Raw genomic sequence first — 26,558 nt, 5'->3', positions numbered from 1 at the left:
ACAAATATATTTATACTAAGGGGTCATTACTTTTGCCATCCGCTTCTGACAGTTCGAGGATCTCCCGGCGCAGGCGGAGCATCTTCTGATCCAGTTCATCAGCGGCACGTGCAGCCTCTTTTAATTCCTCAGCCACATGCGGCGGTAGCTGTTTGTCAAATTTATAGTAGAGAATATGCTCCATGCTGGCCCAGAAATCCATAGCGAGTGTACGGAGCTGAATTTCGGCTTTGACCCAGCGGGTTCCTTCCAGCAGCACAAGGGGGATGGCGACGATAAGATGCAGACTCTGGTAGCCATTTGGCTTCGGATGGGCGATGTAATCCTTGATTTCCAGCACGCGGATATCCTCGCGCGCGCACAGGTGATCCACCAGCCGGTAAATATCCTTCACAAAAGCACAGACGATCCGCATACCTGCAATATCGTGAATGTGCTGCTCCATATTCTCCAGCGTGAAATCATGGCCTTTGCGTTCCATCTTCTGTACAATGCTCTTCGGTTCCTTAATGCGTGACTTCACATGCTCAATGGGACTGAAGCCGTCGCGTACCTGCCACTCTGTACGGATGACATCAATTTTATTCTCAAGCTCATTCAGAGCATGTCGGTAAAGCGCCGGCAAAGCTTTGAAATTCTCAACCTGCTTGGCAAAATCTTCGTGTACCTGCCACTTCTGCATATCCTTCACATGGACCTGCAACTTGTGTAGTGTAACCTGTGTACTATCGTATTCTTCCACTGAAACTCTCCCGGTATTCGTTATTTGTGACTGTAGACCATGAACGGATGACTACGGCGTTCGCATAAAATGCGCTGCAGTTTATGTGATTCTATTTTAACCGAAGTACAGCCCCGGAAGCAAAACAAAGCCGGATGAAGCCGAAGAGAAACATTCTTCCCGCAGCAGCGTATTAGCTCACTATAGGCCTATCTATCTGGCGGGACGGGGCTTTACGTTCCAGATTAGGGCGGCAGAGGCGTTTCTACTTGTTAGTCGGAGAACCGCCGCCGTACCCTTCATCCTGATAGCCGGTATTTCCGAGCCTCTGCAGAACATTCATTTCATCAATGAGCCGGCGCGTTTCGTCTGTGCCGTGGTCATGCAAATACTGGAACAGATGAATGGTGGCATCGTCAAACTGCTCCGCAGCATCATCATGATCGGCTGATTTATAGGGGACAAAAGCACGCCGGAAGGCATAGTCGTCCTCACCGGCAAGACCTTTCAGAAGATCCTGGAGCACGGTAAGCTCTTCATCCGAGAGCAGAACCTCAAATTCGTTCGAGTCGTTACGCACATCCTGAATCAGGCCATGATTCACGGATACGAAATATCGTTTATGGTTATCGTTAGGCAATGTTATCCCTCCATTATTCGATAATGTTCGTCATGTAGTATTTAACACCTGACGACAAATAATGAATCTGTCAGGGACTTTTGGTATGATAGAGTCACGTTTCCACTGCTGTACGGAGCGATAACGATGTATGGGGTTATTTTGCGGCTGCGAATCAGCCTATTCTCACTCTGGAGAAGGAGGAACTACAATGAATTTTCTGCAACGCATTAAAGACGGTGCCAGCCGGGTGAGTGAAAAAGCGCAAAGCTCGGTGGAAGTAGGCAAGCTGAACGGGCAAATTTCTGATATCGAACATGAGATGCAACTTGAATTTTTGAAAATGGGAAAGCTTTTCTACGAAGGATATCGTTCCAGAGATATGTCGGTGGCAGAGGGGCAGATGATCGAGCTGGCGCGCGGCTGTAACAAGCTTCAGGAGCAGATTGAGGGCGTGCGCTCAAGAATTGCCGAACTAAAGAATGAACGGCTCTGTGCCTGCGGCCAAATCGTAGCACTGGATGCCAACTTCTGCCCGCACTGCGGACGCAAGCTTGAGGAGCTGCCACTGCGCAAGGAACCGGTGCTGCGCAAGGAACCGGCGCAGGCCGTTACGGTACATACCGTACATGAGCACGAAGATGAGGAAGATCAGTACTACGGTGAGGAAGAATTGACAGAAGCGGAGCGGGAACTCGCTAAGAGACCTGAACAGCCTGTCCAGTACGCCGAAGCCTTGACGGAAATTGAAGTGGAACCGGAGCCTGAAGAGTATGAACGGGTTCTTCCGGATACAGAACGGGGCCGCCGTGAGGCCGATGAACTGGAGCGTGAACGTGAGCGCCAGCTGGAGCTGGACCGCCGGATCCGCGACTGGAAAGCCAGTGAGCCTGCAGAAGAGACTGCCGTCAGCGAATCGGGTACACGGGATATTGTGAAATGCCAGATTTGCCGCGCCGATCTGCCGAAAGGCTCAATGTGGTGCCCGCGCTGCGGTTCGGAGCAAATTTAGACAGGGTTAGACAGACAGCTTAGGGGGACAACATAGATGGAACAGTTGCTGCTGCATCTGCGCAATTTGGGTTTCACAGAGATGGAATCCAAAATTATGGTTGAGCTGGCCACCAAGGGCCAGGCTTCGGGCTACGAAGTGGCAAAGCAGCTAGGAGTATCAAGATCGAATGTATATGCGGCGCTTCAGCGCCTGACTCAGCAAGGCTACGTACGCTGCGGGGAAGGGGAGCCGGCCCGCTACAGCGTGCTGGACCCGGAAGAGCTGGCGACGATGATATCCGGCCGGGTACAGGCGTCGCTGGCCTACATGGAAAGTGAAATGCCGCGCGGAGGCCCGGTCAGCCCTTCATTTTATAACGTGGAAGGTGACCGCAACGTAACGGGAGCGCTGATCCGCCAGCTCAATCTCGCGGCTCAGGAGATCGTGGTTGATGTATGGCGGGAGGAAGCCTCGCTGCTGCGCAGTGAGCTGGAGCAGGCAGAGCTGCGCGGAGTGAAGCTGCTGTGGGCTTTTGACGGCGGCAACGCGGCCTCTGCGCCATACCCGATATGGCCGCCGCTGGACGGTAAGCCACAGCGCAGCGGGGGGCGGAAGTTTTCTTTTGTCATCGACCGTTCCTGGTGTATGCTGGGCATGCGTTATGAGGACGGAACTGCGCAGGCGGTGGTTACCGAGCACCCGGTGCTCGTGGAGCTGCTGCTGAATCATTTTACACAGGAAATGGTATTGTTCGAGCTTGAAGAAGATATGGGACCTGAGCTGCAGAAGCGGTACGGGGAACGCTATGGCCGGATTTACAGCAAATATGTATTGCATGACCAGGATGAAGCCGGGGAAGAACAGGCGGAGTAGCTCCTGAGATGCAGAGGGTACTAAGCTAGGGAGGTGACAAGCGTGGAGTGTATTGTTCATTTTGATGTGCAGCATTCGGAAGGCGTGAAGCCGTTACGCGGATTGCTGTTTTTGGACGAAGGGAAGACCCCGGGAGAGCAGGATTTAATCGGCATGTTCAAGGACATGAATTTTAATGTCCGGCTTGAGGACCGGGAGAAGTTAGTGTTCAAACCTGTGGCACCTGGAGAGAAGTATTCAGAGATTCGGATTACGAGCTTTGACAACGGCAAAAAGAACAGCAAGCAGGATAACGAGCTGAAGTCGATTGTCGGTAACCTGCTGCCCCAGAAACCTACGGGTCTGTAGCAGACGAAGCAGGGTCCATTTGAGGATAGAGGAGGAGCACGGATGGAGTTATTGAGACAAAAGGTCATTAACGAAGGTATTGTTCTCGGCCCTGGTGTGCTCAAGGTTGATTCTTTTCTGAATCACCAGATGGACCCTTTCCTGATGCGTGAAGTAGGACGCGAGTTTACCCGCCGTTTCGCCGGGGAAGGAATCACTAAGGTGCTGACTATCGAATCCTCGGGGATTGCTCCCGGCATTATGACGGCGCTGGAGCTTGAGGTCCCGATGATTTTTGCCCGCAAGCAAAAGTCGCTGACGCTGACGGAAGATATTTATGTGGAGAAGGTCTACTCCTTCACGAAGAAGGAAACCAATGAAATTACCGTCTCCCGAAAGTTCATCGCACCCGGTGAGCGCGTGCTGATCGTCGATGATTTCCTGGCGAATGGTGAAGCGGCCTTCGGGCTGGCACGGATCGTTGAACAGGCGGGCGGCAGCGTTGCCGGGATTGGGATTGTGATCGAAAAAGCTTTCCAGCCCGGCAGCCGCCTGCTGAAGGAAGCCGGGTACCGCGTGGAGTCGCTGGTGCGGATCGCTTCGCTGGATGACGGCGTTGTTGGCTTCGTGGAGGAATAAGGAATACTGCCGAGTGGACTTTTGCGGCAGACGTAAATAACAGGCAGGCCCCCGGAAGGAATCGGGGGCCTGCCTGTTTGTGTTTGAAGGCGGGCATAGGTAGTGCAGCTGAGGGGGAGTACCTGTTTGTGCTTATAGGCAGAGCGCAAATAGCGCGGCTGAAGCTGCAGGGGGTGGGGTGCTGGCTGCAGCCCCGACTAAAAGCAGAAGCGCTCGCGGCTGGACGCCTACTGCGTGCGGCCAGCCCTACGCCTCCTGTGCTTCGGTTAGGCGAAGCGGACTCCAGTGCGCTTATTTGGTCATTTGGGGTATCATATTGATCCATTTGTGAGGGATAGCGGAATCTCAGTCCGCAAGTCAACTAAAAACCCCCTTGCCGGAGAGAATAAGGTCCTCTCAGTCCGCAAGGGGGTACATAGTGGTTAGATAATGGCTAGATCGCCGGAACGTCGTTGGTGGAAGCAGCCTTAAGCAGTAAAGGGTGCGTTGGCTGCTGCGACTGTGGACGGTACCGGCTGCAAGCATTGAGACCACAGGCAGCCGCTTTTGCCGGCGCAGCCGTTAGCTTAACCGGCTGCGCCATGCTTCCCACAGCCGCAGCGGCACGAGCCCCGCCTAGCCGCTCGCGTGGCACGGCCCGGCTGCGCTCTGCGCGCCGGCCGCCGCCAGCGGCGAGAGCACGCGCAGTGCCCCCGGCTCGCAGCGCACGGCCAGCGGCGCGGTGCCGAGGGCCTCGCCGTCGCCGATGGCATGGCGCGGCTGCGCGAAGTGGACGGCTACGCTGCGTCCGCGCAGCATGGTGACGTAGGGCAACGAAACGTGCTTGCCCTTCACCACCGTCGGGAACAGCCGCAGCAACTGCCCGCGGCTGATCCCGTGGACAACGCAGACGTCGAGCAGGCCGTCGCCTGACTCCGCCTGCGGGCAGATCAGCAGCCCGCCGCCGTAGCTGGGCAGGTTGCAGACCGAGACCAGCCACGCCCGGTCGAAGGTCTGCTCCCTGCCGTCGCAGGTCACGCTGACCCGGCAGGACTTGAAGGTAATCAGCGTATGCAGAATGCCGATGATATAAGCCAGGCGGCCGGCGCCGATGGCATTGCACAGCCGTTTGTAGCGGCTGTTGTTCACATTGACGGCTACCTGGGCATCGAAGCCGCTGGCTACGGCGGTCAGGGTGAGCCCATCCGCGCCCGAGAGCAGATCAGCTTCGAGGCAGCGGTCCTGCAGCGCGTTATCCAGCGCGGCCTCCGGGGTGAGCGGGATGCCGAATCCCCGCGCGGTGTCGTTGCCGGAGCCCGCGGGGATTACGCCGAGCGGCACCCCTCTGCGCCGCAGTGCGCCTAGCACGCTGTGGATCGTGCCGTCTCCGCCGATAACGATGGCGGCGCGCCAGTCCTCGCGGCGGGCAAGGGCGTGCAGCACCTGATTCTCCGCGCTGTCTGCGCTTTGAGTGAACAGCGCTTCATGCGGAATGGCGCGCACCTTGAGCATGGCTTCAACGGTATGCCAAGTCCGCCGCCCCGCTCCGCCGCCCGAGCGGGAATTTATGATCAATAAATACATGGATGTTCCCCCAGCCTGTAATGTTTCCTGTATGTCCTGATTCCATTGTACGGAGAGGACAGGCAAAAGGGAATCTTTTTTACCGGTTACAGCTGCCGCAGCTGACTCTCGGCGATTGCTCCTGCCCAGGGCAGCCTATACCATCTTCCGCCCAGTGCGTGGTAGATCATCAGCAGCCATACGGCAAAGCCCAGCAGGGAGAGAAGGGCGGCCGCGACAGGACCGAGAAAAGGGATGAAGCCGCTCAGTACATGGGCTACCATCAGCGCTCCGAAGGCAATCAGGGATTGCAGCGAGTGGAACAGGACGAACCGGCTGCGCTTCTCCAGCGCGAGGAACACAATGGCACCAATGAACGGGAAGAAGTAACACAAGGCGGCGGCAATATTATCGGGCAATCCGGTGGAAGATCTGAAAGGGGACAAAGGGCTCACTCTCCTTGGTTTGGAGAAGAAAGGTACGGATAATCAACCTTCTTCCCTTCAAGCCTATGAAGAATCACGTTAAAGTATGAACTGCACTGGGGATATGTCCAATATTTTCTGCAGCATTGGGTAGACTAATATTAGGTTCCCGCTGCTGGCGGTAGACATACAATAAATTTTAGCCAGAGAGAGCGGGAGGCGCGGTTGAGGTCAGGTTAGGAGTAGTGGTTGTAGCGGAAAATGAGGATCTTACTTAACGTGGAAGCTAAAGAAGTATAAAAAATTTCCATTCGCATATTTTACAAGGAAAGGTGGAACTTGGACTGGAATATGATACAATATAACGATAAAGCCCGAAAGGAGTGATTCAGCAAGTGGCTCTTCGGGTAACTAAAGTGTCAAGGTGTCTTTACTCTGAGACATCCTTACTCTCAGCCCAAATCACGACGAACCTGCTTCACCGGCAAGGCGGATTTCCGGAATACCGGAAGGATGGTCAAGGCGGATAATGCAAGCCACGTATGTGTAATGGTTTCTTAACTTGCATTTCAAGGTTACGGCGGACTTTTCATCATGCATTCTCTACAACGGAGCATTCATTTTCAATGTTTTGGGAGGGAACTGATCATGGCAAGTAAAGGTCATAACGAAGTCAAGGAAAGTCTACGGGAAATGACACGCATTTTCCGGCCCAAAGATCCCAAGAAATTTGTGAAGGAGTACGTCCGGAAGTATCGGATCACGGGAGGCTATGAAGAAGAGCTGACCATGGTTGTGGAGCATGAACTGGTAAGAATGAATTCGTCCGTTTCTTAAACAACAGATAGAATTGTTCTGCTTCTGCTTTTTGATGACAACATTTTGCGCTATAACATCCATGAGGATTCTCATAAACCGTGCCCGGGCAGCCTGTTTGCCGCTGGAATCGGTTTTTTTTGTATGCCCGGTTTACCGGATACAGAGCCATATCATTAGTCAAATGAATTAATAGACACAAATACATATGAATGCGCTTTAAAAGTAGTTTAACAGTTTTCGACTTATTTTGAAAGCGCTTTTAAAATCAATAAAGACAAGCTTTTTTCTTTTTCGAAATGATTATGTGAAATTGTTGTGAACGATTGACAAAACAGTGGGGCGAACTTATATTAATAGTGATTGTTATAATTGACAGGAAAATACTCTAATCTACGAATTCGGGAAAAGCGGGGTAGATCAATGATGAAAACGTGGCAGGCTGGAAAGCGGCTTCTTCCCATGACCGCAGCGCTTGGACTCATTCTTGCCGGATGCGGGCGGGAAGACTTGTCGGTACTCAGACCGCAGGGACCCGCAGCAGAAAGCTCGTTTGCACTGATGAAGCTGTCGATCTCAATCATGATCGTGGTGCTTTTGGTCGTCTTCTCTATTGCAGCTTATGTATGGATCCGTTTCCGCCGGAAACCGGATCAGAACGAGATTCCCAAGCAGGTGGAAGGCAGCTTCAAGCTCGAAGTGCTGTGGACGGTCATCCCGCTTATTCTTGTAGTTGTACTGGCGGTTCCTACAGTGAAGGCGGTGTTCGCTGCCGGCAATGATCATTCGGATGATAAGGATGCCATTAAGGTCAAAGTGACCGGCCATCAATACTGGTGGGAGTTTGAATATACGGATTACGGGGTGACAACAGCACAGGATCTGGTGATTCCAGCCGGTAAGGATATCGCTTTTGAGCTAAGCACCAAGGATGTCCTGCACTCCTTCTGGGTACCTTCGCTCTCCGGCAAAATGGACACCAACCCCGACGGAACGGTCAACCGCTTCAGCTTCAGTGCGCCGAATGAAGGCGTTTACCGCGGCAAATGTGCGGAGCTATGCGGGCCTTCCCACGGCTTCATGGAGTTTAAGGTGAAATCAGTCAGTAGTACGGCCTTTGAGGAGTGGTTAGCTTCGATGAAGGCTCCTGATTCTGTGTTGCCGGATGATCCGGCGCTCGCGGAGACCTTCAAATCCCAGTGCCTCACCTGCCATGCGACTGGAAGTATGCAGGATCTTTCCCAGGCTCCCAATCTGACCGGAATTGGCTCCCGCGAATCGGTGGCCGGCATTCTGCTTAATGACGACACGCGCGTGGACGGGGCACCGGTAGAAGAGAATCTGAAGACGTGGCTGCATGATCCCCAGAGCGTGAAGCCGGGCAACAAGATGCCGGATCCCAAGGATCTGGGCTTAAGCGATGAAGAGATCGACGGAATTGCCGAGTTTCTGGCCGGTTACACGCTGGACTGAAGCCGGATAGCCTATAGCCCGAAGCGGAAGCAGCATATTTGAAAAAGGGGGTACGTACCTTGGCCGAAGCAGCGCAATCCTTGCATCCCTCCCAGCCCTTGAAGCATGGCCACAGCGTTAAACGGCATACCGGGCTAATGGACTGGATCACCACCGTCGATCATAAGAAGATCGCGATTCTCTACCTGTGGGCTGGAGGCATCTTCTTCGGCATCGGCGGATTGGAAGCGATTCTGATCCGTATTCAGCTGATTAAGCCGATGAATACCTTTCTCGATGCCCAGACCTTCAACGAACTGATTACCATGCATGGCACAACGATGATCTTTCTTGGCGTTATGCCTGTCATCTTCGCACTGATGAATGCAGTCATACCGCTGCAGATCGGTGCGCGTGACGTAGCCTTTCCTTTTCTCAATGCGCTCGGATTCTGGACCTTCCTGTTCGGCGGTATTCTGCTCAACCTCAGCTGGGTAATGGGCGGTGCGCCTGATGCGGGCTGGACCGCATATACCCCGCTCTCCAGCACGGGCTACAGCCCCACGCACGGGGTGGACTTTTATACCATCGGGCTGCAGATTGCGGGCCTTGGCACACTGATTGGCGGCATTAACTTCCTGGCCACCATCATCACGATGCGCGCACCGGGGATGTCCTTCATGCGGATGCCGATGTTCGCCTGGACTACTTTTATTACTTCAGCTATTATTCTATTCGCTTTCCCTGCTATTACTGTAGGCCTTGTCCTGCTAACTTTCGACCGGATACTGGATGCCAACTTCTTCAATGTGGCCGGAGGCGGCAATCCGGTGCTGTGGCAGCATATCTTCTGGATCTTCGGCCATCCCGAAGTATACATTCTGATTCTTCCGGCCTTCGGCGTCATCTCTGAGGTTATTCCGACCTTCTCGCGCAAGCGGCTGTTCGGGTACAGCTCTATGGTGTTCGCAACGATTCTGATCGCCTTCCTGGGCTTCATGGTCTGGGCGCATCATATGTTCACCACCGGCCTCGGTCCGGTAGCGAATGCGTTGTTCTCAGTCTCCACCATGCTGATCGCCGTTCCGACCGGGATCAAGATCTTCAACTGGCTGTTCACCATGTGGGGCGGACAGGTACGCTTCACCACCCCTAATCTGTTCGCAGCCGGCTTCATCCCGACCTTCACCATGGGCGGGGTAACGGGGGTCATGCTGGCCTCTGCGCCTGCGGACTTCCAGTTCCATGATACTTACTTCGTAGTGGCGCATTTCCACTATGTTATTGTCGGCGGTCTGGTGCTCGGTCTGTTTGCCGGACTTCACTACTGGTGGCCGAAGATGTTCGGGCGGATGCTCAGCGAGACGTTAGGCAAGTGGACCTTCTGGACGTTCATTATCGGCTTTCACCTGACGTTCTTCGTGCAGCATTTCCTGGGACTGATGGGCATGCAGCGCCGTGTATTCACCTATTTGCCGAATCAGCAGTTTGATCTGCTTAACCTGGTCAGTACTATTGGTGCGATGCTGATGGGGGTCGGCATGCTGATCTTCCTCACGAATATCTTCCTGACCTCGAGACGGCCGGCTGATGCAGCCGATGATCCGTGGGAAGACGGGCGGACACTTGAATGGACGATTCCTTCACCGCCGCCGGAATATAACTTCAAGCAGACGCCGCTGGTGCGGGGCCTGGATGCCTTCTGGAAGGAAAAAATGGCCGGACACAAGGCGATGACCCCGTCCGAACCGGTAGGCTCGATTCATATGCCTTCGGCAACGATTCTGCCGTTCCTGATGTCGGTCGGTATTTTCATAGCGGGACTGGGCTTCATGTTCAGCCGTGATGAGTTCAGCAGCAGTATAATGAGCTTTCTGTTCAATAACTATATCGTTACGGCACTGGGACTGCTTATTACCTTCGGTTCCATGCTGATGCGGTCGCTGTTCGATGATCCGGGCTGGCATATTGAACCCGAAGAGCTGGAAGGAAGGTGAGCGGATATGACTACAGCACATGCTGAAGCAGCCAATGGGACTCTCCCGCATGAACCGGAAAAAGCAACCCTCGAAGGACGCAACAAGGTGCTGGCCTTCTGGCTGTTCCTTGGTGGGGAAGCGGTGCTTTTTGGCACCCTCTTCGCAACCTTCCTGGCGCTGCGCAATCAGACCAATGAAGGCCCGTCTGCGAATGAGCTGTTTCATCTTCCGCTGGTCGCGGCAGCAACCTTTCTTCTGTTGGTCAGCAGTCTGACCAGTGTCTTCGCGATCCAGGCGATGCACCGGGGCCGCGTCACTATGCTGCGGAACTGGCTGCTGGTCACGGTCCTGCTCGGACTATGCTTCCTGGTCCTGGAGATTTACGAATTCAGCGTATACATCAGGCATGAGGAATTCGGAATGACCACCAGTGCATTCAGCTCGGCTTTTTATACTCTGGTCGGCTTTCACGGTGCCCATGTGGCCTTCGGTATTCTGTGGATATCAGTACTGATCGGTCAGTTATTGCATAAGGGGCTGACGGTGGTAACCGCACCGAAGATTTATGTGTCGGCGATGTACTGGCATTTCATCGATGTGGTATGGGTCTTTATCTTCACGGTAGTATACCTGCTCGGAAAGGTGGGATGAAGCCATGACGACGAAGCAGCATTCTCCGGAATCTCCGGTGAAGCACCGGCACCGCCCGGAAGGACCGCAGCGGCATATTGTAGTCTTTGTCTTCTCCATTGTACTGACGCTGATCGCCTTTGCCGCAGTGGCCGCCGGAGGGGTGAATGCCACCTTTGCCGTTATTCTGCTGCTGGTGATGGCTGTGCTGCAGGTGATCCTGCAGATGGGCTTCTGGATGCATCTGAAGGACAAAGGGCATATGATGCCGATTATCTTCATGCTGGGCGGATTTTTTATCGCGGGGACTTGCATTATAATGTCGCTCTACTGGGTATGGTGGGATTAATACTGTACGGGGGGAGGGCTTGCGATGATGCCGGGATTACAATACTTCAGCTTTACTGAACTGTGGAGTCCGCTGTTTCTGGCCCTGATGCTCCTGTTGACTGCCGGATATTTTGTGCTGATCGGTCCGCTGGCCTCCCGGTTTGAGGGCAGTACTGCAGTCCCCTTCTGGCGGAGGGGGCTGTTCTTATGCGGAATGCTGGCCCTCTATCTGGCGCAGGGGGGACCTGTCAGTCTGCTGGGGCATATCCTTTTTTCGTTCCATATGGTCAGTATGGCCTTGTCTTATCTTGTCGCAGTCCCGCTGATTATGCTGGGGATTCCTGACTGGTGCTGGCGTGCGCTGCTCCGGGTGAACCCGCTGCGCGGCCTTGCTTTTCTGGCTAAGCCCATCGTTGCCGCACTGCTCTTCAACGGATTATTCTCGCTCTACCATATCCCGGCGATTCATGATTATGTCATGCTGCATTTCGCGGTTCACCGTCTGTACTACGCCGTATTATTCCTGACTTCAGGGCTCATGTGGTGGAATCTGATCAATCCCCTGCCGGAATACCGCGCACTGGGCGGCCTCGGTCAGGTAGGGTTCATCTTTCTGAACATGGTCCTGCTGACACCGGCCTGCGGGCTGATTATTTTTGCCGGTTCTCCCCTGTATGCTACGTATAGTGACCCCAATACCTGGGCGATGGCCATGGGCTACTGTGTACCGCAGAGTCCGGCTGCTTTGCTGCAGGCTTTTGGCGGACCCGGCTTCTTCGGATCTCTGTCCCCCAAGGTAGATCAGCAGGTCGGCGGCATCGTGATGAAGTTCATTCAGGAATTTATTTTTGCCTCGATGCTTGCTTATGTGTTCTATCATTGGTATAAAAAAGAGAACGGACAAGAGGACACGGAGTTGTCCGCGCCTGCCTCTGATCTTGCGGAGGAGGGTCTGAACTATAAGGGCTGGTAAGTGCCGAGGGGGATAATCATGGATATTTTCACATTGTTTCCAACGATCAGTACATCGTTCATCGTCATTAGCGCGGTGCTGGTGGCTATCGGCTGGAGACAAATCATTCAGGGCAAACGCGAAGCGCACAAGAAGACTATGATTGCAGCTGCTGTGGCGGCAATTCTCTTTTTCCTGGTGTATTCGTCAAGAACGATATTCGTGGGGAATACGACCTGGGGCGGACCGGATGATCTGTCGACGCTGTATCATGTCTTCCTGATCTTCCACATTGTGCTGGCTACCGTAGCTGCTGTATTCGGCATCACTACGCTGACGCTGGGCTTCAAGGCCAAGTATGCCAAACACCGCAAGTGGGGAAGAGTGACGGCTATGATCTGGTTTGTCACCGCTATTACGGGTGTTGCCGTTTATGTGCTGCTGTACATCTTCTATCCAGGCGGACATACGCTGCCGGTCTGGAAAGTCATTATGGGCGGTTAGCTGTAATTGAAGACAAGCCTGTACATCTGCTGTTCCGCTTATGCGGGGCGGGTGTACGGGCTTTTTTTTGGTGTACTGAAGCCTGCGAGTGAAGCGGACTGAGAAGACGTTATATCTCCAATAAACCTTATAGCGGGGATGAATCGGACTGAGAAGCGCTTATATGGTTCATTTGAGCTCCAAATGACGGATATCCGGACGCTTAACAGAATCTCAGTCCGATTGACCTGCCATTTCATCAGATTTGACCATATAGTATGCGAAAAACTGAACACCGACAATGTGCTGGCGCGAAGTCCATCGTACCAAATGTAAGCGAAAAACCGAATACAATGTGCTGGCGTGAAGGCCATCGTGGCAAATGTAAGCGAAAAACCGAATACAATGTGCTGGCGTGAAGGCCATCGTGGCAAATGTAAGCGAAAAACCGAACACACTGTGCTGGCGCGAAGGCCACCGGGCCAAATGTAAGCGAAAAACCGAATACAATGTGCTGGCGCGAAGGCCATCGTGGCAAAAGTAAGCGAAAAACCGAATACAATGTGCTGGCGCGAAGGCCATCGTGGCAAATGTAAGCGAAAACAAACATGTCTTTCAAGGCACAACTCCAGCATGAAAATGAGCGCTGCGTGGCTAAAAAACAGAACATCGTCTTTTCATTTATTTAACATATTTTAACGGAAAACCGAACACAATTGGACTGGGTAAGCCACGTAAGCCAAATGTAATCGAAAAACCGAACACAATTGGAAAGGGTGCACCGCGTAGGCCAAATGTAATCGAAAAACCGAACACAATTGGACTGGGTGCACCGCGTAGGCCAAATGTAATCGAAAAACCGAACACAATTGGACTGGGTGAACCGCGTAGGCCAAATGTAATCGAAAAACCGAACACAATTGGACTGGGTACGCCGCTTAAGCCGAATGTAATCGAAAAACCGAACACAATTGGACTGGGTAAGCCACGTAAGCCAAATGTAATCGAAAAACCGAACACAATTGGACTGGGTAAGCCACGTAAGCCAAATGTAATCGAAAAACCGAACACAATTGGACTGGGTGCACCGTGTAGGCCAAATGTAATCGAAAAACCGAACACAATTGGACTGGGTGCGCCGCGTAGGCCGTGCGTTTATCGCAGTGCCAGACGTATTTTCACAGAAAAACCGAATACAATGTGCTGGCGTGAAGGCCACCGGGCCAAATGTAAGCGAAAAACCGAACACAATGTGCTGGCGCGAAGGCCATCGTGGCAAATATATTTTACAAACCTCAAACCGTGATTGATTCAGTGATTCGTTTATTGAACTGACGGAAATAGAAATACAAATTTGGGACAATGTGGTAAAATGGTTTCGATAACATTTTTGTGCCAATTCTTACGTTCATAGGTATGATCCTTTTCGTATATGGGTTCCCCCAAAAATAGGATGAGATAAACTCATTCAACAGGAAACGATAGCTCACCTAAAGCGAGGTCAGCCTGTCTAGAGGGACGGCTACCTTCGTTGCGCTAAGGGGGCAGGAGAGTTGATATTTAGTGAACAGGGGGGCGATGTTGATGGAAATAAATCATTCAATTAAGAGTCCATCAAAAATCGGAACCATTATAGGGATGATAATTATGATATCGAGTCAATCTATTATTGTATTGAGAATGTGGGATCAGAGAGGTGTATTTTATGCTTCGGTTACAGCGATTCTTATTGGTTTAGTTGTACTGTTATTCGCATTGTATAGAACGTTTTTTAAGAAGCTAACCGAGTTATGCCTATCCGATGACCAAATTGTTCTTAATGGGAGAATAATCAACTCAAGCGATATTAAAGTGATAATGATCAGAGGCTACTTTAAACCTGTTGTCGGGATATTACCTTATAAGAGGAAGATCGTCCCATTGGATATGGCATATAGGTATTCAAAGGATGAAGATAAAGGTATCTCTGATCTAAAGAGTTGGGCAAAAATGAATAATGTAAGGATGGTCAATAAATCGTTTCAAACTTGGATATAAGACGAGGACGAATATAGCTGAGGATGGGTGAAAATGGACAACCACTATGAATACCTTCTGCTTGCCTTCGAAGAGGCGGAAAAAGCAAAAGAAGAAGGGACTTACCCTATTGGGGCAGTCATTATTGATTCTAACGGAACCGTTGTTAGCCGGGGTAGAAATAGAGTTTTTTCCAGCTGTGATACAACATCTCATGCAGAAATTGACGCTATAAGAAAGGCTGGACATAAAATAGTAGATGTTGAAAGCAAGAAATTTGTTGTGAAAAACGGGCTTACGTTATATACGACGTGTGAGCCCTGCCCGATGTGTACGGGGACTATAGTTCTCTCCAAGACTAAAAAGGTAGTGTGGGCAGCAAATGATGCTGATATCGGAGCATTTAAAAAATTCAAAGAAATGACCAGTCCGTTACCGATTTATAATGATTTATTCAATGACATTGAAATTGTGGCTGCTCCCTACTCTGATTTAGAAATTAGACAAAGACGAATGTTGGCTGAATGGAATAATGAATTGATATGTGACGCGGAGTGTTGATCGAAAATTACTAGAATCATATTAATCGACGCAATATACAGTAAAATGTAAGCAGGTTGTCTTGCAGGAGGGAATCAATATGCTGTATATATTTGGCGGGTTGCCGGGCACCGGCAAGTCTGCGTTATCATCTGCTTTAGCAAGTGAACTTCGAGCACCGTATCTTCGTGTTGATGTCGTAGAACAGGCTATGCGTGTTGCCGGGGTCAAGGTTGACGGACCTGAGGGTTACATCGTTTGTTACGAGATAGCGAGGCAGAATCTTATTTTAGGTCTGGATGTGATCGCAGACACGGTCAATCCCATTCACTATACACGCCAAGCTTGGCGTAATGTAGCAGAGTCTTTAGAAATTCCGTATGTCGAAATCGAAGTGGTCTGCTCAGACGAATGTGTACTCAAGCATCGGGTCACTACTCGTACAACAGATATCCCCGGCTTTACTCTCCCCACTTGGGACGAGGTTAAGAACAGATATTACGAAGCTTGGGACCGCGACCACATCGTGATCGATACGGCTCATCAAACCGTGACGGAAAGCTGGATGTTATTACGTGAACAGCTAAGTCTGAAGAAATAATAAACTTGAGCTATGATTGTCGTAGACGATGCCTGCCTTACATTTGGATAGGGGAAGAAGCTAAATAAACAGCGACAGTCAAGGACTTGAATTTCTGTCCACAACTGCCGCTGTTTCACTTTCAAGGTCTGTCTAATGTTGCTGCTTGGAGCAAAGGTGAAGCTACAGGCGGAAGGAGGAGACAGTGCTCTGCAGCTCTTCGGCCAGGCTGGCCAGAGATTGGGCGGAAGAAGCGGTCTCTTCGCTGCTTGCAGCCGACTGCTGAGTGGTGGCGGAGATATTCTCTACAGCGGCCAGTACATTGGTCGATTGGGCCGCTTGTTCTTCACTGGCTGCGGCGATTTCGGAAATTTTCTGTCCGGCATTATTCACCATCGTAACGATTTTATGGAAAGAGACACCGGTTTTCTGTGACAACTCGGCACTTTCCTGAACGGCGCTCACACTGTCGCGCGTGTTCAGCTGCATCCCCTTGATGATCCCAGTTATCTGCTTGGTGGCTTCACCACTGCGTTCGGCAAGCTTTCGTACCTCATCGGCAACGACGGCGAAACCTCGTCCCTGTTCCCCGGCCCTTGCGGCTTCGATGGCGGCGTTCAAAGCGAGCAGATTAGTCTGGTCAGCGATATCCTCAATGACATCGATGATATCGCCGACCTTCTGGGAGTCCTCTTCCAGCCGGGACATCTGACCGCTGACGGCCAGCATGCTCTCCATCGATTCCTGAATGATGCTGTTGCCGTTCTCGGCAATCGCTACAGTCTCATCGGAGATGACCGAAGCCTGCTCGGTGTTCTGGGCTACAGAGTGGATGGCGCTGGAGAGCTCTTTGAATAGCTCGCTGATCGTCCCGGCATCATTCGCGGTAGAAGTGCTGCCGCTCGCCACCTCCTGAGTACTGGCGGAAATCTCCTCTGCGGCGGCGGACAGGCTCTGGGAATGCAGCAGGATGGACCCTACGGTCTTGCGGAGATTGCTGACCATCTCATTAACCTTGGCTGCCAGTATGCCGATTTCATCTTTGGTGTCGATCTCTGACTGGCTGCGTAAATCGCCATCGGCTACCTTGGAGAGGATCTGTACTACCTTCGCCAGCGGATTTGAAATGATCCGGGAGATCATATAGCCGAGCAGGATGCACAGCAGCACGGCACCTACAATGATAGCAAGCGTAATTGTGCGCGAGGAGCTGTACAGGGAAGCCCCGTCCTGTTTGGCCTGATCCGCTTCCTTGATATTGATGCTGATCAGATTGTTGATGATTTGCTTGAGCTCCTCTGCTTCATTGGCGAGAGCAGGGCTGCGGAGTATGCTCAGCAGTTCGTCGTCCCTCTGGGCGATGGCGGCGCTGATCAGGGAATCGTAAGTTTTTACATAGGCGTTCCAGGCGTTGTCGAACGGTGCGATCGCTTGGACGGAGTCCTCGCTGAGCTTTGTTTTACGGAAGGCTGCGATGCTGTCCAGCACATTCTGCTTTTCGGTTTCATAGTCTTCCACACGCTGATTCCGTTCAGAGGCCGTTTCTTTAATATACAGGTCACGGGCAATGCCGCGCATCACGGAGAAGCTGTTCTGCGAACTTTGGAGTGAAGAGACAGGCACCAGATTGTTTGTGTACATATCATCCAGGCTGTTATTGATTGAACCCAGATTGCTCAGACCATAGAGACCCACGAAGGCTAAAATGACAGCGACTACCAAAAAGGATGAGATTAACTTCACGCTTGTTTTTAAATTATAAAACCATTTCATACCTGTTTCCCCCAGTAATCATGAATTTGTTAAACAAAAGTACCTGCTGTGACAAACAGATTTGCCGTGTCTATGATAAGCGCAATTTTGCCGTTCCCCAGAATGGTAGCTCCTGAAATGCTGTCTGTTTTGCCTATGTATGAGCCTAGCGATTTAATCACAATATCCTGGTTGCCAACAAGCGCGTCTACTGCCAGTGCCAGCCTTTTCTCTCCACGTCCCAGAATGATCAGTGGAACTGAAGCTTCGCTTGCGTCTGCTTCCGGTGGTATCCCCAGGCAATCCTGCAGCCAGACCACCGGGACGAGCTGATTGCGTGCGGTAATGACAGGCTGTCCGCGAACAGAGCGGATCTCACCGGGGGCTGTACGGATAATTTCGGCCACGCTGCTCATCGGAATAACGAAGGTGGCTGAGCCGACATGTACGAGTAGTCCGCGGATGATAGCGAGTGTCAAGGGCAGCCGGATAGTAAAGCGTGTGCCTTGCCCTTTGGTGGTCTCAATATCGATCATTCCATTGATCCGTTCAATGTCATTCCGGACGATATCCATTCCTACCCCGCGGCCGGAGATATCGCTGATCTGACTGGCTGTGGAGAAGCCGGGTCTGAAAATAAGGCGCAGGGCCTCATCGTCAGTCATGTTACGGGCCTCTTCAGCGGTAATGATGCCCTTCTTTAAGGCGGATTGGGCAATCGCTTCGGAATCAATACCGGCCCCGTCGTCTTCAATAACCAGAACGACCTGATTATCCTCATGTGAAGCGGCGATCCGTACGGTTCCTGTTTCGCTTTTGCCGGCGATGCGCCGGGCTTCCGGGGTTTCGATACCATGATCGACAGCATTCCGCAAAAGATGGATAAGCGGGTCACCAAGCTCTTCAATCAGTGTCCGGTCCAGCTCGGTCTCCTTGCCTTCAATGACCAGCTCAATCTGCTTGTTCAGGGAGCCGGACAAGTCTCGGACCATGCGCGGGAGACGGTTGAACAGCTGTTCCAGGGGCAGCATTCGTACCTTGATCATGCTCTCCTGCAGCTCACCAGTAATACTTGCCAGATGGTCAGCCAGCTGACCGAGCTCTGCGGTCAATTCATTCGCACCATATTGTTGGTGGAACCTGCGGTTCAGGAGATGAAACCGGGTTTGATCAATGACTAGTTCGCCCGCGAGGTTCATCAGCTTCTCCAGCCGCTCCACCTGAACGCGGATGGTTTGCGGCTTGGCGATCTGGGAGGCAGCCGGCAGTACTTCCGGCTCTTCCAGGAGATCCTGTCTCTCTGGCTCCGGGAGGGGCGGCTTCATGAATTCAGCGGGACGCAGGGAACTGTCTGGCAATTCTTCTATGTAGATACTCTCAACATCCATGATGGAGAGGACCTCCTGCCGGAGCTCATGGATATTGCCTTTGGGGGACAGCATCCAGGATGCCCCGTCAATCCCGTTGTCATGGGCCTGGATCTCCTCCAGCTCCGGCTTCATTCGCAGGACCGTGGAGAGGCTCCGCAGCTTGGCATCGATCAGGTGAAGCCGCGGCAGCTTCATTTCACAACCGGGAGAGAGCCAGACATGAAGCCAGAACGGCTGGAGAGGAATGCCGGCCCTGCTTGGCCGGACAGACGGTTTCTGTTCATGTCTCTGCCGTTCTTCCACTCCAAATGTGCTGAGCTTCTGAATAAGCCCGGATACATCTGTCGTCTCCTGATCATTAGCGGCGATCTCACTTTGCAGTGCGCGCATTCCGTCCAGCGCCTGGAAGAACAGGCGGATCAGCTCATTCGTAACTTGCCGTTCTCCGTTCCTCATCTGGTGAAGCAGATGCTCAAGATGATGTGTGACCTCCTTCAGCCTGTTATAGCCCATGGATGCAGAGGAGCCTTTCAGGGTATGGGCCGCCCGGAAGAATTGCTGTATTCCGGCTTCCGTTTCTCCGCTCTGTTCAAGCCGGAGTACTTCATCTTCGATCAGCTGTAGCTGATCCTCCAGTTCTTCAAGAAAAATCCCGCGGTATTCTGATAAGTCAACCATAATTCACCTTCTCTCCGTGTAGCCGCCGATTACTCACGCAGCAGTATCTCATCCAGCTTGAGGATTCCGACCAGTCCCGAAGATGAGAAGCCTACTCCGTTGAAGAAGGAAGGGCTGATTCCGGAGAAGCTGTCAGGTGGGGGCTGAATATCGTTAAATGTAGTCACTTTATTCACCTTGTCGACTATGATACCAACAGCGTCCTCCAGGTGATGGACGACCAGAATACGTGTATGCTTGGTATAGTCGAGCTCTGCCATATCCAGCAGCACCCTCAGGCTAAGCACAGGCACGATTTTTCCCCTCAAATTGATGATCCCTTTAACGTAATGGCGGCCGTTAGGAATATCCGTAATCTCCTGCATTCTAATAATTTCATGAACATCAGAAATGGGGATGGCGTAATGCTCATGATCCACCCCGAATTCAACATATTGCTTCTGTAAGGCAGACTCCATATTTTACCTCCGGCTTCTCTAATAATTGCTTGTACGCAGCTGCTCCTTGGGTACGGATTCCTACCCCCTTTTCTTCACAATCGATAATCCTGCTGCTCCTGCAGTGCCCGGTATTCAAGATCGCATGTCGTAAAAAGACAAATTACCGGAAAGATGTCGTACAATATCACTTATGCGACATTTTTATACATGGAGGAGCAGTGAAATGACAATAAAACAGGCAGAAATGAGCAGCGCCCAGTTAAGTTTGGTTTACTCGGGTGCGGGCAATATCAGTGATGATCAGATTGTTCAGATGTTTGTGGTAACCTGCTGCGCCAATACCAATACAGAACGTAATTACAGGAGGGCCATTGCTGACTTTCGTAAATATATAACGGGTACGCCCTTACGGGAAGTGACCTGGAGGGAGATAGAGGCGTATAAATTCTTTCTGACCCAGGGAGGCTACAGCTATCCGAAGCAACTGGCTCCGGCAAGTATTGCCGCATTTCTTGCGCCTTTGAAGTCATTTTATAAATGGGGTAGTGATCAGCATATCGGCATCTTTGCAGCCAATCCCACCTTAAGCGTGCGCATTCCCAAAATTTCAATAACAAGCCGGAAGAATTTCCTGACCAAAAGAGAAGTGGGGAATTTGCTGGGGGAGCTTCAGAAGCAGAGCCTGCGCAATTACCTGATCGGGCTGACACTGGTGATGCTGGGACTCCGCGTATCTGAGCTGACAGCGATGAAATGGGGCGATTTCCATACGGATCCTCTGGAGGCCTCTGTCTGGCTGACGGTCGCGAATGCCAAGGGCGGCAAGCGCAGAGAAATCAAAGTGCCGCCAATGCTTTGGCGTCTGTACTCTCAATTACCCGGTGCCCCTGATGTGAAGGGGAGTGCTGATGCGGAGCTTCGGATGTTTCCGTTATCCTCAAGACAGGTTGAGCGGATCATCAAGACAGCCGGAGAGTCAAGCTCCATTGAGAAAAAGGCTACTCCGCACTGGCTGCGCCATACCAGTGCCACACTGGCGTTGCTGCAAGGGGCCTCGCTTCAACAGGTACAGGAATCGCTGGGACATTCCCACATCAATACCACTCAGCGTTATCTCCACACGGTTCAGCAAATTCAAAAGGCCGCCCCGGATTTTGTGGAGGACAGCCTGCGGAATTTTATTCAATAAGACAAGGTTTGACAAAATGTGCAGGAACACGGGCAGGACTGAATTTTGTCCTTGAAGCCGTCCGTCAAAGCATAGAAGGTTTATTCTACGGAGAATTCAAGCGATTTGCAGGTGGAATCAACTTAAAAGCGGATCGGTTGGAGAGAGTTTTATCCGGGAAGTTTCTATACAGAAGTTAAGAAATGGCCTATAATTAACGCATTGCTGCTTCGTTATGCGTAAATGTGAAGGGTTATTCTTATTTTTGGTGAAAAATGTCGCATAAGTGATATTGTACGACACAATTCGTCAAGTCATACATAAATATTTAATGTATAATATGGTTAATAATGTGTATGATGGGTGAAAAAACTAAATTTATTCTACTGCATCCATGAAGCACATCCGTTTGTCCCACAGAATGAACACAGTGAATCTTTTCAAACGCCAACCCCCTATATGGGGGTTATTTGCTTATGGGGAGCTTTCCTGACCTGGAGATGAAAAGTTCGAATTATCGATGTACTTTGGGTTGACACCGGAAATCACAGGTCATATACTGTGTATATAGATATATACAGTAAGCACAGAGAGAAGCACACTGAACCGTGTGAATCTACTGCCGCCTGCCGCTGATGAACTCACAAAGCGAGGTTAGAGATTATGACAACATTAAAGAATGCCTGGTTCATCGTGCGCAGCGATTTCCGCGGTGACAGGCTGAAGCTGCTGTGGGCGCTGCTGTTCGCCGTCGTATTCATGGGGTATATGGCCGCACTGGCCGGAATGGTATTGGATGATGCGATGGACCGGGGCGAGGGGAGGCTGCTGAGCGATGTTTTACTGGTCACCATAATTACTATGCTGGGCATTACCTTCTCCCGGAGGAACATGAAATATTTGGCGGATGATACCTATACCCGGATGCTGGCGTATATGCGTTCCCTGCCGGTACCTGCTGAGGTCATTCTCTGCAAAAGAAAACTGAATACGCTGTTTGCCTTTATCCTGAACAGCACACTGTACTTTGGTTTAATCTATACGATCGGCGCCAATATACGCAGCGAGCTGCCGGTCACCATGTACCTCGCATTCGCCCTTACCTGGATTGGATGCGGTCTGGTTATTGCCGGAATATACATTTTTATCGAGTTCTCGGTCAGCGGCAAAGCATATTTCCTGATTATGATCATCATCATGTTTCTGGCCATAGGCATTGCTGGACTGGTCTATCTGGCCGGAGGGAATCTGCTGCTAGCAAGTGTGGCTGTCTCCAAGGAGTGGGGGCTGTTGTCTCCGCTGATGTGGGGTTCACTGCTGCTCGGCATTGTATCGGTGCAGTTGTTCTCCCGGTGGACGATTCACCGGCTGAAGAGCCGTGATCTCGTATGAAACGGGGCAAAGCGTTAGTCCGGCATGCCGGAGCTTGGAAGGCAGGTGCGTATGATGTGGATACCCATACAGATAAATGAGAACAGCGCAGAGCCGCTGTATCATCAGATCGAAACCCAGCTGAAATCGCTGATTATCTCTGGCACGATCACGGAGGGAACCCTGCTTCCTTCCATCCGTGAATTTGCAGGTGACCTGAAGTGCAGTGTGATTACCGTCCGGCGGGTCTATCAGGATCTGGAGAATGAAGGGCTGCTGCGCACAAGACAGGGAACGGGCACCTTCGTCTCCCATGTAGGCGACGGAACCATGGCAGGCTATAAGCAGGACGCCATCCGCAAAGCGCTGGAGAGTGCAGTGGATGTGGGGCTGTCCGTACATTGCAGTGAAGATGAGCTGACACAGCTGTTCAAGGAAATTGTGCAGGACAAATACGGGAAACAGGAATGAAGGACGGGGATCTCATGGTACAGCAAGCCATAGAACTACGGAATGTGTGCAAGAAGCGGAGGGGCAAGACGGTAGGGCCGCTTAATGTTAATCTGCCGCAGGGTTACATTACTGCGCTGGTGGGTCAGAACGGCTCCGGCAAAAGCACGCTGCTGCACATGCTGCTGCAGCTGACTTTTCCAGAGGAAGGTGAGATCCGCTGGTTTGAGGAAGCCTACCGTGACGGGCTGCCGCTCCAGCTCCGCCAGACTATCGCTTATGTACCGGAGATCTCGCAGAATGAAGAGAATTTCTGGACAGCCAGCGAGGCTGCCGGATTCCGCCGACACTGGTATCCTGCCTGGGACCAAGGCTATTACGAGGAGCTGCTCCTGAAGCTGGAGGTGCCGGAGAATGCCAGGCTGGGCAAGATGTCCAAGGGTGAACGCCGCAAATTCGAGATTGCCGCGGCCCTGGCTGCGAAGCCCCGGCTGCTGCTGCTGGATGAGCCGTCTTCCGGCCTTGACCCTTTTGCCTGGAAGATTATGATTGAGACTCTGCAGCGGTACATGGATGAGCATGAGGCCACCATCGTGATCTCGACCCACATTGTGGAAGAGGTGCGGCGGCTGGCGGATTACATTGTCCTGATGCATCAGGGGCAGCTGCTGGGAATGGCCGAGAAAGACAGCTTGTTCGGCTCCTGGAGTGAAATATGGGTTCAGGCAGAAGGCGGACAGGCGCTGGAAGAACTGGCAGCAGAGCTGCCGCAGGCGCTGGAGCTTAAGCTGGAAACTCCGGGAGTGGCTTCATTTTTGACCCAGCAAATCTTTCAATATGAGAAACGCATTCATGATTTGGGCGTAAAGGTTATCAAGAGCCGCAGCCTGGAGCTGGATGAAATCCTAAGCTTGTGGACCCGGGGACATCGTCCGGTTCTGATCGACCAGAAGAGAGGGGAATAACGAATGGAAGCTTTGCATTTGGAGCAGGTAGTGAAGCAGTACGGTGATAAAACAGCAGTCAACGGAATCAGTCTGAAGGTGGAACAAGGCGAAATTTACGGTCTGCTGGGTGCAAACGGCGCCGGCAAAACGACGACTATGCGCATGGTGCTGGGGTTGATCTATCCAGATGAAGGCAGTATCCTCTATAACGGCAAGCCGTATAGTACGGAGCTTCAGCATCTGATGGGCTATCTTCCAGAGGAGCGGGGCCTATATCCGAAGGTCAAAGTAAGCGATCAGATTATCTATCTGGCGCGGCTGCGCGGGATGCCCGCAAGTGAGGCGGATAAGAGCCTGCGCTACTGGCTGGACCGGTTCGATGTTCCGGAATACTACAATAAGAAGATTGAAGAATTGTCCAAGGGCAATCAGCAGAAGATGGGCTTCGTTGCTGCCGTCGTCCATAAGCCGAAGATTCTGATTCTGGATGAAGCCTTCAGCGGCCTCGATCCGGTGAATGTGGAGCTGCTGAAGGATACGGTCCGGGAGATGCGTGATCAGGGCACAAGTATTCTTTTCTCCACCCACCGGATGGAGCATGTAGAAGAATTATGCCGCAATATTACGATTCTTGACCGCTCTAACACTGTAGTGCAGGGGGATATCCGTGAAATCAAGAAGGGGTATCCGCGCGAAGAAGTCTTACTGCGTACGGCCGGGGATGTGAACGGGCTTGCGGAGATTGCCGGAGTCACTGCAGTGCAGCGCCAGGAACGCGGGTATCTGTTGTCCATCAGCGAGATTGGCGCAGCGCAGCGTATTCTGCAGCTGGCAATGGCTCAAGGCGAGGTAGAGCATTTCGAGATTAAGGAACCGACGCTAAACCAAATCTTTATCAGAGCGGTGGGTGAATCTAATGAATAAGATGGGGAGTATTATAGGCTTCACATTCAAGAATAAGGTAAGAACCAAGTCCTTCATGATTACAACATTAATTCTGGTGCTCCTGCTGAGTATCGGGATGAATATTCCTTATTTGATCAAAGTATTTAAGGGAGAAGACGGTGCTAAGGAAGCTACGCAAATCGGAGTGGTTGCCGAGCAGGGCTTCCGCCCTGCCGAACTGCTTCTGGCGTATACACCACCGGCTGAAACAGATGCTCAAGTCGAATTCACAGCTTATACCTCCGCAGATGATGCAGCGCTGAAGCAAGGGCTGGAGGACGAGAAAGTTGAGGGGTATCTCACCTTTGCTTCAGAAGGCAGTGAGGGGGTACCGCCGGTAACGTATCATAGCAAAGACGGGGATATCAGCGACAAAGTGCAGAGTTATCTTCAAACTGCTTTGCAGCAGGTGAATACCGGACTTATTGTTGGCGATAAGCTGACGGAGAGCCAGGTAGCCGCGATATTCGCTCCGGTCTCCATTGGCACTGAACAGCTGAATGCCGATGCAGCAGCGTCCGGTGCAGAAGAAGGGGATGCCAAGCCGGTCATTAACTATGTTGTCGTCTACGTCCTGCTGATGCTGTTCTTCATGTCCGTGATGATGACAGGCAACATGATCGCCGCTGAGATTACCTCGGAGAAAAGCTCGCGTATCATGGAGATTCTGATCACCAGCGCATCACCCTTAACACAGATGTTCGGCAAGGTCATCGGGATCTTCCTCGTCGGCCTGCTGCAGATCGCCATTATATCTGCCAGCATCGCTGTCAACCTGATGCTTCCGCACAATTCCAGTATACTGACTGACTTTAATCTGGATCTGGGACAGCTGAATGCCGGCATTCTGGTGTATGGATTTATCCTGTATATCCTGGGTTACTTCCTGTATGCCCTGATGTATGCAGCTGTAGGTTCGATTGTCAGCCGGACAGAAGATCTGGGGCAGGCGATTATGCCTGTGCTGATGCTCGGCTTCGTCAGCTTCTACCTGCCGCTGTTCAGCATCTCGAACCCGGATACCCTGCTGGTTAAGGTAGCAAGCTTCGTTCCATTCACCTCTTCACTCAGCTTGCTGCTGCGGATCGGCGTTGGCCATGTGGCCGTTTGGGAGATCATAGTCTCGCTGGCCATCCTGCTGGCAACGACCTTCGTCTTCGGCTGGCTCGCCGCCAAGATTTATCGCACCGGCGTCCTGATGTACGGCAAGCGTCCTAGTATTAAGGAGATTAGAAAAGCGATGAAGGCTTATAAGATCTAAGGAGCGGGAACTAATGGATAAAAAACACCAACAAAACGCCGGATTACTATTTGCAGCTTCTTTTCTTTCCCTAACAGCGGCCCGAATGCTCGATTCTAACGGAAGTAACCTGATGGATTTCACGCAAGGGATGCTAACGGGTATAGGCATTGTGGGTATGGTGGTGACCATCATAGCCTTTGGCAGATATCAGAAGCGCAGCCAGTAAAAATAGATCAAGGCCCATTCGCCGGAGGAGGCGGGTGGGCTTTTTCTACG

At 51.8% G+C, this 26,558-nt stretch carries 28 protein-coding genes; 21 read left to right on the top strand and 7 right to left on the bottom strand.

All coding sequences use genetic code 11. From position 1 onward, the window contains the following. Positions 1-10: 10 nt before the first annotated feature. Positions 11-682: a GTP pyrophosphokinase gene (locus MKX70_RS03190; protein ID WP_042241412.1), complete on the bottom strand. Its 672-nt coding sequence runs from the start codon at positions 680-682 to the stop codon at positions 11-13. Positions 683-986: 304 nt separating this feature from the next. Beyond that, complete coding sequence (locus MKX70_RS03185) at positions 987-1,361, bottom strand: hypothetical protein (protein ID WP_042232193.1); 375 nt, start codon at positions 1,359-1,361, stop codon at positions 987-989. 190 nt (positions 1,362-1,551) lie between these two features. Between MKX70_RS03185 and MKX70_RS03180 the strand changes: the two genes are divergently transcribed. From MKX70_RS03180 to MKX70_RS03165, 4 genes are read left to right on the top strand one after another with little or no spacing between them, the layout of a single operon-like run. Then, on the top strand, positions 1,552-2,352 hold the full coding sequence (locus MKX70_RS03180) for a zinc ribbon domain-containing protein (protein ID WP_042232195.1): 801 nt from the start codon (positions 1,552-1,554) through the stop codon (positions 2,350-2,352). A 36-nt stretch (positions 2,353-2,388) separates the two neighbouring features. Further along, the gene (locus tag MKX70_RS03175) at positions 2,389-3,207 is read left to right on the top strand and encodes a TrmB family transcriptional regulator (protein ID WP_042133210.1); all 819 of its coding nucleotides are present in this window, start codon (positions 2,389-2,391) and stop codon (positions 3,205-3,207) included. Between the two features lie 42 nt (positions 3,208-3,249). After that, positions 3,250-3,555, top strand: coding sequence for a hypothetical protein (locus MKX70_RS03170; RefSeq protein WP_042133213.1), 306 nt, complete (start codon positions 3,250-3,252; stop codon positions 3,553-3,555). Between the two features lie 42 nt (positions 3,556-3,597). Then, a complete protein-coding gene (locus tag MKX70_RS03165) occupies positions 3,598-4,173 on the top strand; it encodes a xanthine phosphoribosyltransferase (RefSeq protein ID WP_042232198.1) in 576 nt (191 codons plus the stop codon). A 615-nt stretch (positions 4,174-4,788) separates the two neighbouring features. Here MKX70_RS03165 and MKX70_RS03160 read toward each other — a convergent pair. Together MKX70_RS03160 and MKX70_RS03155 are read right to left on the bottom strand one after the other, a co-directional pair. Then, positions 4,789-5,736 carry a diacylglycerol/lipid kinase family protein gene (locus MKX70_RS03160; RefSeq protein ID WP_340839539.1) on the bottom strand — a complete coding sequence of 316 codons (948 nt, stop codon included), beginning with the start codon at positions 5,734-5,736 and terminating at the stop codon, positions 4,789-4,791. A gap of 86 nt (positions 5,737-5,822) precedes the next feature. After that, positions 5,823-6,161, bottom strand: coding sequence for a DUF4870 domain-containing protein (locus MKX70_RS03155; RefSeq protein WP_042232203.1), 339 nt, complete (start codon positions 6,159-6,161; stop codon positions 5,823-5,825). A 627-nt stretch (positions 6,162-6,788) separates the two neighbouring features. On the opposite strand from MKX70_RS03155, the gene MKX70_RS03150 reads away from it, so the two are divergent. The 10 genes from MKX70_RS03150 (at position 6,789) to MKX70_RS03105 (ending at position 15,939) form a co-directional block, all read left to right on the top strand. Beyond that, positions 6,789-6,977: a hypothetical protein gene (locus tag MKX70_RS03150; RefSeq protein WP_019913840.1), complete on the top strand. Its 189-nt coding sequence runs from the start codon at positions 6,789-6,791 to the stop codon at positions 6,975-6,977. A 402-nt stretch (positions 6,978-7,379) separates the two neighbouring features. After that, on the top strand, positions 7,380-8,429 hold the full coding sequence (coxB, locus tag MKX70_RS03145) for a cytochrome c oxidase subunit II (protein WP_039306711.1): 1,050 nt from the start codon (positions 7,380-7,382) through the stop codon (positions 8,427-8,429). 137 nt (positions 8,430-8,566) lie between these two features. Beyond that, complete coding sequence (ctaD, locus tag MKX70_RS03140) at positions 8,567-10,405, top strand: cytochrome c oxidase subunit I (RefSeq protein WP_042241416.1); 1,839 nt, start codon at positions 8,567-8,569, stop codon at positions 10,403-10,405. 6 nt (positions 10,406-10,411) lie between these two features. Continuing rightward, positions 10,412-11,038 carry a cytochrome (ubi)quinol oxidase subunit III gene (locus MKX70_RS03135; RefSeq protein WP_042232206.1) on the top strand — a complete coding sequence of 209 codons (627 nt, stop codon included), beginning with the start codon at positions 10,412-10,414 and terminating at the stop codon, positions 11,036-11,038. 4 nt (positions 11,039-11,042) lie between these two features. Next, on the top strand, positions 11,043-11,366 hold the full coding sequence (locus MKX70_RS03130) for a cytochrome C oxidase subunit IV family protein (protein WP_042232209.1): 324 nt from the start codon (positions 11,043-11,045) through the stop codon (positions 11,364-11,366). A gap of 27 nt (positions 11,367-11,393) precedes the next feature. After that, positions 11,394-12,320 (top strand): cytochrome c oxidase assembly factor CtaG, encoded by a 927-nt coding sequence (gene ctaG, locus MKX70_RS03125; RefSeq protein WP_042241419.1) that lies wholly within the window; start codon positions 11,394-11,396, stop codon positions 12,318-12,320. 18 nt (positions 12,321-12,338) lie between these two features. Then, positions 12,339-12,803 carry a DUF420 domain-containing protein gene (locus MKX70_RS03120; protein WP_042133229.1) on the top strand — a complete coding sequence of 155 codons (465 nt, stop codon included), beginning with the start codon at positions 12,339-12,341 and terminating at the stop codon, positions 12,801-12,803. A 1,563-nt stretch (positions 12,804-14,366) separates the two neighbouring features. Further along, positions 14,367-14,819: a hypothetical protein gene (locus MKX70_RS03115; protein ID WP_340781133.1), complete on the top strand. Its 453-nt coding sequence runs from the start codon at positions 14,367-14,369 to the stop codon at positions 14,817-14,819. Between the two features lie 33 nt (positions 14,820-14,852). Beyond that, positions 14,853-15,359 carry a nucleoside deaminase gene (locus tag MKX70_RS03110; protein ID WP_197073026.1) on the top strand — a complete coding sequence of 169 codons (507 nt, stop codon included), beginning with the start codon at positions 14,853-14,855 and terminating at the stop codon, positions 15,357-15,359. Between the two features lie 79 nt (positions 15,360-15,438). Further along, positions 15,439-15,939, top strand: a complete 501-nt coding sequence (locus tag MKX70_RS03105) for an AAA family ATPase (RefSeq protein ID WP_340839538.1) — start codon at positions 15,439-15,441, stop codon at positions 15,937-15,939. A 162-nt stretch (positions 15,940-16,101) separates the two neighbouring features. On the opposite strand, the gene MKX70_RS03100 is transcribed toward MKX70_RS03105, so the two are convergent. Genes MKX70_RS03100 through MKX70_RS03090 form a run of 3 tightly spaced genes read right to left on the bottom strand, consistent with a single transcriptional unit; the run spans position 16,102 to position 20,176 of the window. Then, complete coding sequence (locus MKX70_RS03100; RefSeq protein ID WP_042232220.1) at positions 16,102-17,691, bottom strand: methyl-accepting chemotaxis protein; 1,590 nt, start codon at positions 17,689-17,691, stop codon at positions 16,102-16,104. 29 nt (positions 17,692-17,720) lie between these two features. Further along, positions 17,721-19,718, bottom strand: a complete 1,998-nt coding sequence (locus MKX70_RS03095; RefSeq protein ID WP_042232222.1) for a chemotaxis protein CheA — start codon at positions 19,716-19,718, stop codon at positions 17,721-17,723. A 29-nt stretch (positions 19,719-19,747) separates the two neighbouring features. Then, positions 19,748-20,176 carry a chemotaxis protein CheW gene (locus tag MKX70_RS03090; protein WP_042232224.1) on the bottom strand — a complete coding sequence of 143 codons (429 nt, stop codon included), beginning with the start codon at positions 20,174-20,176 and terminating at the stop codon, positions 19,748-19,750. 205 nt (positions 20,177-20,381) lie between these two features. Between MKX70_RS03090 and MKX70_RS03085 the strand changes: the two genes are divergently transcribed. The 7 genes from MKX70_RS03085 to MKX70_RS03055 all read left to right on the top strand — a co-directional run bounded on the left by MKX70_RS03085 (position 20,382) and on the right by MKX70_RS03055 (position 26,508). Continuing rightward, on the top strand, positions 20,382-21,347 hold the full coding sequence (locus MKX70_RS03085) for a tyrosine-type recombinase/integrase (protein WP_042232226.1): 966 nt from the start codon (positions 20,382-20,384) through the stop codon (positions 21,345-21,347). A gap of 642 nt (positions 21,348-21,989) precedes the next feature. Further along, positions 21,990-22,718: a hypothetical protein gene (locus MKX70_RS03080; RefSeq protein ID WP_340839537.1), complete on the top strand. Its 729-nt coding sequence runs from the start codon at positions 21,990-21,992 to the stop codon at positions 22,716-22,718. Between the two features lie 54 nt (positions 22,719-22,772). Next, positions 22,773-23,168 carry a GntR family transcriptional regulator gene (locus tag MKX70_RS03075; protein WP_042241422.1) on the top strand — a complete coding sequence of 132 codons (396 nt, stop codon included), beginning with the start codon at positions 22,773-22,775 and terminating at the stop codon, positions 23,166-23,168. 14 nt (positions 23,169-23,182) lie between these two features. After that, entirely contained in the window at positions 23,183-24,112 is a 930-nt protein-coding gene (locus tag MKX70_RS03070; protein ID WP_042241425.1) for an ATP-binding cassette domain-containing protein, read from the top strand. A gap of 3 nt (positions 24,113-24,115) precedes the next feature. Beyond that, positions 24,116-25,018: an ABC transporter ATP-binding protein gene (locus MKX70_RS03065; protein WP_042232230.1), complete on the top strand. Its 903-nt coding sequence runs from the start codon at positions 24,116-24,118 to the stop codon at positions 25,016-25,018. Continuing rightward, complete coding sequence (locus MKX70_RS03060) at positions 25,011-26,300, top strand: ABC transporter permease (RefSeq protein WP_042232232.1); 1,290 nt, start codon at positions 25,011-25,013, stop codon at positions 26,298-26,300. The genes MKX70_RS03065 and MKX70_RS03060 overlap by 8 nt, the downstream gene beginning before the upstream one ends. A gap of 13 nt (positions 26,301-26,313) precedes the next feature. Further along, positions 26,314-26,508 (top strand): hypothetical protein, encoded by a 195-nt coding sequence (locus tag MKX70_RS03055; RefSeq protein WP_042232235.1) that lies wholly within the window; start codon positions 26,314-26,316, stop codon positions 26,506-26,508. Positions 26,509-26,558 lie beyond the last annotated feature (50 nt).

It is taken from the genome of Paenibacillus sp. FSL R7-0312 (assembly GCF_038004445.1).
Classification (GTDB): domain Bacteria; phylum Bacillota; class Bacilli; order Paenibacillales; family Paenibacillaceae; genus Paenibacillus_AQ.
Note: the sequence above shows the minus strand (reverse complement) of the source record. Positions and strands in the feature narration are given on the sequence as shown.

Bases quoted from the DNA above. Each gene is read 5' to 3' on its own strand.
- MKX70_RS03175 (WP_042133210.1), top strand. From the start codon at position 2,389: ATGGAACAGTTGCTGCTGCATCTGCGCAATTTGGGTTTCACAGAGATG.
- coxB (WP_039306711.1), top strand. From the start codon at position 7,380: ATGATGAAAACGTGGCAGGCTGGAAAGCGGCTTCTTCCCATGACCGCA.
- MKX70_RS03090 (WP_042232224.1), bottom strand. From the start codon at position 20,176: ATGGAGTCTGCCTTACAGAAGCAATATGTTGAATTCGGGGTGGATCAT.
- MKX70_RS03120 (WP_042133229.1), top strand. From the start codon at position 12,339: ATGGATATTTTCACATTGTTTCCAACGATCAGTACATCGTTCATCGTC.
- MKX70_RS03100 (WP_042232220.1), bottom strand. From the start codon at position 17,691: ATGAAATGGTTTTATAATTTAAAAACAAGCGTGAAGTTAATCTCATCC.
- MKX70_RS03160 (WP_340839539.1), bottom strand. From the start codon at position 5,736: ATGTATTTATTGATCATAAATTCCCGCTCGGGCGGCGGAGCGGGGCGG.
- MKX70_RS03130 (WP_042232209.1), top strand. From the start codon at position 11,043: ATGACGACGAAGCAGCATTCTCCGGAATCTCCGGTGAAGCACCGGCAC.
- MKX70_RS03055 (WP_042232235.1), top strand. From the start codon at position 26,314: ATGGATAAAAAACACCAACAAAACGCCGGATTACTATTTGCAGCTTCT.
- MKX70_RS03065 (WP_042232230.1), top strand. From the start codon at position 24,116: ATGGAAGCTTTGCATTTGGAGCAGGTAGTGAAGCAGTACGGTGATAAA.
- MKX70_RS03070 (WP_042241425.1), top strand. From the start codon at position 23,183: ATGGTACAGCAAGCCATAGAACTACGGAATGTGTGCAAGAAGCGGAGG.
- MKX70_RS03165 (WP_042232198.1), top strand. From the start codon at position 3,598: ATGGAGTTATTGAGACAAAAGGTCATTAACGAAGGTATTGTTCTCGGC.
- MKX70_RS03060 (WP_042232232.1), top strand. From the start codon at position 25,011: ATGAATAAGATGGGGAGTATTATAGGCTTCACATTCAAGAATAAGGTA.
- MKX70_RS03115 (WP_340781133.1), top strand. From the start codon at position 14,367: ATGGAAATAAATCATTCAATTAAGAGTCCATCAAAAATCGGAACCATT.
- MKX70_RS03135 (WP_042232206.1), top strand. From the start codon at position 10,412: ATGACTACAGCACATGCTGAAGCAGCCAATGGGACTCTCCCGCATGAA.
- ctaD (WP_042241416.1), top strand. From the start codon at position 8,567: ATGGACTGGATCACCACCGTCGATCATAAGAAGATCGCGATTCTCTAC.
- MKX70_RS03105 (WP_340839538.1), top strand. From the start codon at position 15,439: ATGCTGTATATATTTGGCGGGTTGCCGGGCACCGGCAAGTCTGCGTTA.
- ctaG (WP_042241419.1), top strand. From the start codon at position 11,394: ATGCCGGGATTACAATACTTCAGCTTTACTGAACTGTGGAGTCCGCTG.
- MKX70_RS03085 (WP_042232226.1), top strand. From the start codon at position 20,382: ATGACAATAAAACAGGCAGAAATGAGCAGCGCCCAGTTAAGTTTGGTT.
- MKX70_RS03075 (WP_042241422.1), top strand. From the start codon at position 22,773: ATGTGGATACCCATACAGATAAATGAGAACAGCGCAGAGCCGCTGTAT.
- MKX70_RS03180 (WP_042232195.1), top strand. From the start codon at position 1,552: ATGAATTTTCTGCAACGCATTAAAGACGGTGCCAGCCGGGTGAGTGAA.
- MKX70_RS03110 (WP_197073026.1), top strand. From the start codon at position 14,853: ATGGACAACCACTATGAATACCTTCTGCTTGCCTTCGAAGAGGCGGAA.
- MKX70_RS03095 (WP_042232222.1), bottom strand. From the start codon at position 19,718: ATGGTTGACTTATCAGAATACCGCGGGATTTTTCTTGAAGAACTGGAG.
- MKX70_RS03080 (WP_340839537.1), top strand. From the start codon at position 21,990: ATGACAACATTAAAGAATGCCTGGTTCATCGTGCGCAGCGATTTCCGC.
- MKX70_RS03150 (WP_019913840.1), top strand. From the start codon at position 6,789: ATGGCAAGTAAAGGTCATAACGAAGTCAAGGAAAGTCTACGGGAAATG.
- MKX70_RS03190 (WP_042241412.1), bottom strand. From the start codon at position 682: ATGCAGAAGTGGCAGGTACACGAAGATTTTGCCAAGCAGGTTGAGAAT.